This is a genomic window from Campylobacter sp. BCW_4323, from assembly GCF_001763115.1.
GTDB classification, from domain to species: Bacteria; Campylobacterota; Campylobacteria; order Campylobacterales; family Campylobacteraceae; genus Campylobacter_D; species Campylobacter_D jejuni.
Genome location: NZ_MJYC01000088.1, coordinates 1 through 1,382, shown reverse-complemented (window position 1 = coordinate 1,382; position 1,382 = coordinate 1). Strand labels below are relative to the sequence as shown.

The 1,382-nt window shown below is 30.8% G+C and carries 1 protein-coding gene and 1 pseudogene; both read left to right on the top strand.

Going from position 1 to position 1,382, the window contains the following annotated elements; genetic code table 11:
- The coding region (locus AJN60_RS09215; protein ID WP_261661161.1) for a hypothetical protein at window positions 1-1,035 on the top strand (1,035 nt) is incomplete at its 5' end.
- Between the two features lie 80 nt (window positions 1,036-1,115).
- Window positions 1,116-1,382 (top strand): annotated as a pseudogene (locus tag AJN60_RS09210) (hypothetical protein); the annotation flags it as partial.

The following is a 1,382-nucleotide window of genomic DNA, read 5'->3' as shown; positions in this document are numbered from 1 at the left end:
ATATATTTAAAAGATCCTATCAAAGGAAGCATAGCTCCTTGGACTAAAGCAGAAAAAGCTTATTATAAATCTTTAAAAACTAAAAAAGAAAGATATAAATATTTAGTTATAAGAAGTGGTATAAGAAGTGTTGTTATAGATATACCTTATGAAGCTATAGGAGCTGTAGATGAAAAAGGAAATGTAGATCCTAAATATGAAAAATTATATAGAATAGTAGATGATAATAAACATAATCTAAGATCAAGTTTATTTCATAATGAATGGGGTATGGCAGCAGGAATATTAGGTGATTATAAATACCTAGCTAATGATATGTCTCAAAATGGTTTTAATGCAAGATTTATCCAAGCTACTATACTTTATATACAATTAAGTGGAGGAAGTAGTATATTAGATAAACCTAATTTATTAGGTGCTATTTATGGTTATGCAGATATTGCTGTAGGAAGTGGTTTAGTAGGAGTGCATAAAAATCCTTTAAGAGAACAAGAGATTAAAACCTTAGCTAAGACTTTAAAACCTGATGAATTTGGTATGCTTCCTTTTATAGATGAGATTATGGGAGTAGATTGGGTGATTGATTATAATAAATATCAAATTTCTCGCGATGAATTTGGAAGTATGTATAAAGCCTTAAGAAGTGATATAGTTGAGGGCAAAATAAAAGATCCAAGGGATATAGATTCTACTTATGAAAGCAGAAGGGAATTTGATCGTTATAGGGGAGGGTATAAAAATGGTATGCTGCAAGGTTATGGAACCGATACACCTAATGATTGGAGTGAAGAAAGAGCTCAACTTTTTAATGATACTTTAATACTACATGCCAAACTAGCAGCCCTAACTCCTCCTCAAGGCTATCCTAATGCCCCTTATTATTTTACCCCTGAAAATCTAGAATGGTATTATAAAAGACATAAGCTTGATAGACTTCTTGATCCAAGAATTCCTGCTATTTATAGATATAATTTTCCGCAAGAACTTCGAGCTAAAATACTAAAATTTGGCGAAGAAAATGGCATTAAAGATTAAAGTAATTGCATAGGCAGACTAGCCACTACCATAATCATGGAAGATGGTTTATACATGGGTTAAATTAAGAAAGGATAAAAATGAGTGGTAATAAAGATATTTACGAGATTTATACTTCTAATGGACTTATATTAGAAGTTGATAAAAATACGAATCAAATTATATTTGATAAAAGAAAAGATGGGCGTGAAGTAGGTAAATACACCCAAGAATATTCCAAAGCTTTGTTTGAAGCTGATCGTATATTAAGAACTTCTCCTTATATTAATTATCAACCTAGGTATCTAGATCCTGAATTTCACACAGGGGAGAAATCTACTTTACTTGAATTTAAAGATTGGCAAAGT